General features: G+C 37.5%; 1 protein-coding gene and 1 pseudogene. Both read left to right on the plus strand.

What is annotated here, in order from left to right:
• Window positions 1–917, plus strand: a pseudogene (locus J3U36_RS11250) (hypothetical protein); the annotation flags it as partial.
• Window positions 917–6,728 (plus strand): SdrD B-like domain-containing protein (locus J3U36_RS11255; RefSeq protein WP_267385919.1); only part of this gene is annotated, 5,812 nt, incomplete at its 3' end. The pseudogene J3U36_RS11250 and the gene J3U36_RS11255, both read left to right, overlap by 1 nt.

Genomic DNA, 6,728 nt, shown 5'->3' on the forward strand with positions numbered 1-6,728 from the left:
GACAATTTAAAACCAACCGCATAGACCACACGACATCGGATGTTTATGGGGTAAGTTATAAACCGACGGAAGCCCAATTTATAGAAGGGTCTTACTCGATAGGTCGTGTGAGCAACCGTCACCGCAATCACACCAGTTTAACCGGAAATGATGAAACTCGTCGTGATGTTTGGGCGGTGGGATACGGTTATAAAAATGATGTTTTCCAAATCCGTAATCGTGTGGAATACCGAATCGATAACGGCAATGAACGCATAAGACAATGGGTGACTACTAACCGGGCGAAGACGGTGGTCAATGAAGACTTAAGCTGGCTGGTACAGTTTGACTTTGCCAAGACGTTAGGGGAGCACAGAAACAACAGTGAAGTGGTGAGTAACTACACGGAATCGATGGTTGGTTTTGCTTACCGACCGAGAGCGATAAACAACCTGAACTTATTTGGTAAATTGACGTATGTGTATGGATTAGACCCGGATGACCAGTTGATAGTGAACTCAACGTCATCAAGCGGTAAACGTTATACGTCGAGCTTGTATGACCAAAAGAGCTGGGTATGGTCATTAGAAGGTGTTTACGAATGGAATGCGAACTGGGAAACGGCGTTTAAAGCGGCGCACAGACAGGGTCATTTACGTTATAAAGGTGAAAGTGACTGGTACTCATCGGGTGCAAGTTTGTATGCGGTGCGTGTTAATTACAAGACAGGCGACTGGGAATATCAGGTTGAAGGTCGAACGCTACGAACAAGTCTGGCAGATGACCACAAAGACGGATTGGTGACCAGTGTTTATCGTTATATTGGCGACAACATCAAGATGGGCGTGGGTTACAACTTCACGGATTATAACGACAACTTAACACACCTGAACTACCGTTCACGAGGTTGGTTTGTCAATGTAGTGGGGAGTTTCTAATGAACAGTTGGCAAAAAGTTACCGGTGTAGAAAAGCACTTACCGAAGATGCAGTTCAATGCCCCAAGGGTTGAAAAACGTAAAGAAGAGAAGAATTTACGCATATCAGGAGAGAAGATAATGCGAACTGAGCATAATGCAACAGTGCAAAAGACGATGCTAAGAAGCATAAAGCGCTTATTAGCTTCTGCGTTGATATCGATGACGACGATATCAACAGCATATGCCTTTGATATAGGTGGAAAAGTCTATTTAGATTATGATAATACGGCCAGTAAAACAGAAATGCCGTTAACGGGTTTAAAAGTTGAATTATATGACAGTAATCAAAAGTTACTATCGGACACGACCACAAATCAGGACGGTAGCTATAAATTAGATGCGCCGTTACTGGGGACATATAAGGTTGTGGCAAAGACGACGGAAGGTGAAACCATTGATCGTTCAGTGCAACTTATCGTTGATACTGGTGCGTCTGCTCAAAACTTATTTATCAAAGGGCAAGGCGGTGATATCAACTTAGCGATAAAAGACGACAAAGGAAATGGTGCAAAGAATATTCCTGTTAGGTTGATTCATACCTCTTCTTCAAGGCAAATTGTTTTTGCAACCAATAATGATGGTGTAGTTGAACTTAAAAATACCTTAAAAGGGCATCTGTATGACATGACGGTTGATACAGCAGATTTTGTTGCTGACTCAAGTAATAAAATCAAATATGCTTTATGGGATGCAACATTACCAGACAGTAAAAACGCCTACGTTAATAAAATTAGCTTTAATATGGCGGGTAAAAATCAAAAAGGGCAATTTAATGTTAAACCACGTAATGAATGGGGTATTGACGGAGTTGTCGCTATTGATCAAAATGGTGATGGGATCTATACAGTAGGCTCTGATACCGGTGCGATTGATATGAATGTCGAGCTTTACTATCCCGGCACGACAACCAAAGTACTAGGTACAGGAACAATAACTACAACTGATAATGGCCGTTATCGTTTTAGAGATCTAGCTGTTGCAAGTTATGACATAAAAGTAACCAATGTAAAAGCACCTTATATTCCACAGAATAAAACCGAACAAACTGTTAAAATAACTGATGCAATCGGTCAAACAAGTGGCCCGACATTTTTGTTAAATATTGATCCGAACGATACAACTTTAGCAGGTATATCAGGTTCGGTATTTGCATTAGGTTCAGAACAATTCCCTGAAGACGGCCCAGATGGGGGTAAAACAGGAAATACTTTACCTAAGGATGGTAGTACCTTTCTTAACACGCCAGTCAATCTTTATCAACATGATGGTAATAGTTGGATATTAATTGCTAAACAGACCACTAATAAAGCGGGGGTTTATAAATTTGGAGGACTAAGAGCGAATAAAGATTATAAAGTCGTTTTAGATGAATCTGGTATTGATACGACCAAATATTTCTTTATTGGCGATACAGATGGTAAATCAACCAGTACCTCATCTGAATCAAAAAGTACTCATAAAGGTAAAGTAAAACTCAGCAATGGTAAGCAAGACAAAATTGCTCCGAAAGAGATTATTATTCCCAATTTAAATGGCGGTACTAAGTCAAACCAAAACTTTTGGTATTCAATCATTGCACCAAGTCTATTAGCTGTAGAAAGTAGCTTACAGTCTACAAATAACCACGGAAACTGGGGTGGTATACAAAATGGTATAAGTGAATTAAGTACCGCACCTTATCTAGAGGTTGCTTTTTTTGAAGAAGATGGTGTCACGCCTGCGACCAAATTAGATGGGACACGTTTATATGCTAAATATCTAAAAGGTCCAGATGATTATTCGCGTGCTCAACGAGCTAGGGTTAATTCTGATCATGGTGGCATTTATACTTACAAAATTATTGGATATGATTCTAATTATTTAGATATCCAAGCTGTTACACAAGAATATCGAGTAAGATCAGTTGCAAATAATGCAAGTGCTACCGAAAGATTGGGTGGTTTTTCTATTGTATATTTTAGAGGTAAAACGCCTAACAGTATTTCGGGCTATGTTTACTTAAATAATAGCCATGTTGGTACCACCGGTAGTTATGATCCTAAGTTAGATACGCCTATTAGATACACTCGTGTCGTTTTACAACATAAACAAGTATCTACTGGCAATTGGGAACGTGATGATATTGCTATTATGGGAACAAACAATGATGGTTGGTATAACTTTACCAAGTTACCTGATGGTGAATATCGAGTGGTTGTTCAATCAACTTTCGGCGCTGGCAGTAATGCAGATAAAAATGCTATTGAATTAGAACGTAATGATCAAAACGATACTATTGTTAATGAAACTTCTAGCATTATTGTAAAAGTAAAAGGCGGTCAAAACTATACTAAAGATACTAATTTCTGGTTTAAATTAAAACAACGAGATTATGTTGCTAAAGGTACAGTTTATTTGGATACTTACAGAGGAGAGGGTATACTTACTGTAGGTGGGACGGCTGATGCCTTTGATAAACCATTGTTTGATGCGACAGTTTTATTATGTAAAGATAATAATGATTGTACTTCACGCTCAGGTAAAAGTGTATTAGCTTCACAAAAAACCGATAAAACAGGACGTTATGAGTTTACTGGAAATGATGGACTGACGAGTGGGAAAGATTTTATCATTAAAGTTGTTCGCTCAGATACTGAGGCAGTAACAGATCCAAAACAAGGTCTTGCTCAGTTGCAAACGATTCGTTTTGATAAAATAGATTTACCTATTATCCATAACTTTTTAATGCAAGGTAAAAGTGATGCAATTACCTTTATTCCTATCAATGATTTAGATGGGAATGGTAAGTATGAAGGTAATGGTTCCAAAGAACAAGGTTATGGTAAATTTAAAGTTCTTTATTGGGATGGAAGTACTTACCAAGAATGGATGACTGGCGGAGATTTTTATCAGAATTTAATTCTTTACCGTTTACCAAAAGGTAAATATCGCATTATACATGATCCAGATAATACTAATTATAGTTATATTGATATTGCCGACAAAGATCCTGCCACAGCTGTAGGTATTTTTGACATAGAAGTCTTGGCCGATGGTACTTTAGCTAATAATGTTGAATCTAGTCAATATATTATGCAAGCATCAAAAGCATCTAAAGGAATATCAGGAAATCTTTACCTAGATATTACAGGTTCCAAAAAAATAGAAGATGCGGTTTTATTAACAAGTCAAGAGTTAATGAGATATAATAAAGATGCGCTTAGAGTAGAAGGCTTTTTTACGCCTCGTTTCTATAAAGGATACAATAATGGAAATATTAGCGCTATTTTAAATCAATCTGACTTTGTCGATAACAATGTAAAATATACGGGTGAATTTGTTTATAATGACACTAATTCACCTCGTGGTAATTTGTATTTAACTAATATAATTCTTAGATTACGTGGACTAGATTCACAACAATTTGAATTAGTTGCTAGTGGTAATGAACCTCAAGGCAGTCTTATTCCTAGTGAGCTGAAAAAACCAGAGTTTTTACAAGTTGCCCCTATTCCATCTGCTGGTGCAACTGATCAGTATTGGATAGTAAAACTGAAACAACCTACCGAGATCAGTGGTCGACTTTATTTTGACTATGATGAGGATGGTAACTTCAATGCTAGTAAAAGCGATGTGCCACTTGCCGGAGTAACGGTTGAATTATATCGTGATGGAAAATTCTATGTTAAAACTAAAACCGATAAATCTGGTATATACACTTTCCAAAATTTATTTAATGATACTTATACCATTAAAGTTACAGAAGAAGGCTTGGATGTAAGCGTTTATGAACTAAAATCAGAGTTTGATACTGTACCAAATATTAAAATTACATCACAAACACCAAAAGTATCAGGTGGTAATTTAGATTTCATCTATAAGAAAAATGGTGATGCAGCTATTGCAGGTTATGTAATGGTTGATATTAACAACAATGGTAGAACGGATATTAGTTTTGATAAAACAGGTGATCTTCCTGTATCGAATGTTAAGGTTAAATTATTTAAAAAATTAAATAATTCTCTTATTAACTATCTTGAAAGTACTACTAATGAGAAAGGCTATTATAGTTTCACTGGAATTGATCTTAATACGGACTACGTAGTTCAAGTTGTTCCTACAAGCAATTATGGCGTTATTTCGAATGCTAATCAAAAAGCTAGTGCAACTTTAGACACAATAACCTTTAAAGATATTGGACGAACTGTACAAAACCAATCCTTCCTATTAGCTGGTAGTTCAAACAGTTCACCGGCGGCAGGTATAAGCAGTAATCAAGCAATCAATAGTGGTATTGCGGGTAAAACTATTATTGACGGCACATCACCTGAATTACCAATTGATCATGTATTGATTGGTCTAGTTGATTCAAACGGAACAGAGATCGCTCGTCAATATACCAATGATAAAGGTGAATATCATTTCTATAACTTACCTTCCGGTAAGTACAGTATTAATGTTGTAACCTCGCCGGATGGTTATTCATTAGTTAAAAATAGTGAAGGTTCAACTCAACCAATCAGTACTTTATCCAATATTCAAATAACCAATACTGGTGTCTTTGGTAATAGTTTCTATTATAAAGAAGCAAGTGCTAACGGTATTCAAGGGAAAATCTTCGTCGATTATGCCGATAATAATAACGATTTAGATCCTACAAAGGCGTTTACCTATTTACTTGATAGTGCGATCTCGTATACCGTTGAATTGCATGACGGTTTAGATGGTACTGGTAAGTTATTAATGACCCAACAAACCGTGGATGGTGAGTATCAATTCCCTAATTTGATGTTTGGTAATAGTGCTAACTATTCTGTGGTGCTGAAATTAGGCGCTAATGCCGACCATGAGTTTAAACAAAGCTCAGCAGGTAAAGATCCGAAACATATTGTTATTCCGGTTGCGAGTTTACCAAAACAAGGCTCACTGGATAATAATTATCTGTTGGTAGGAAAACAAAAAATCGATGGTGTCGTCTGGATTGATGAAAATGACAGCAAAGACAGACAGGATAACGAAGGGCTTAATGGCATCAATGTGACCCTTAATTATCAGGCACCGGGTACAACGGATTATGTCGAGCTTAAAAAGGTTAATACCGACAATTCAGGTCACTATCAGTTTGAAAAATTACCGAAAGGCGGTAACTATCAAATTATGGTTAGCACACCGGAAGGAACGGAATTAATTGCGAACAGTGTCATAACCGGAAATAGCGATAACTTTGTGTTTAACCCGTTAACAAAAGATGAGTTAACTAATAGCTCAGCATATAAATATATTGCCATGATCAAAGGTCATGTCAGCATTGATATAGACAACAGCCGAACCCACTCAGCGATTGATGCGGATTTATCCGGTTTAGCATTAACTCTGACTAAAACGGGTAGCACAATTACGAAACAAGTGACCACTGACAGTAAAGGTAACTTTGAGGCGGGCAACGTATCAGAAGGCGATTGGATTATCACGGCAGACAGTTCGCAAAGTGTGGCTGACTGGGATGGTTATCAATTGAGCTATACGGATATAGGTCAAGGTGCAGTTAAAGCCGGATCACCTAACTTATCGCTAAAAGTGCATGTTGCTGATAATAAGTCATTAGTTAACGGAATAGAAATAGGTTATCACGGCAGTGCGGTTATCAAGGGTTATGTGGTGATCGATGCCGATAACGACGGAAAATACAGCGCAAATGATATTGCTTTTGGCGCATTAAGTACGCCAATTACGCCGAAACTGGTGTTAACATCGGCAAAATCAGGATTTGTGGAGCAGGAGATTAAGGTTG

The organism is Gilliamella sp. B3817 (assembly GCF_026536705.1).
Classification (GTDB): domain Bacteria; phylum Pseudomonadota; class Gammaproteobacteria; order Enterobacterales; family Orbaceae; genus Gilliamella; species Gilliamella apicola_I.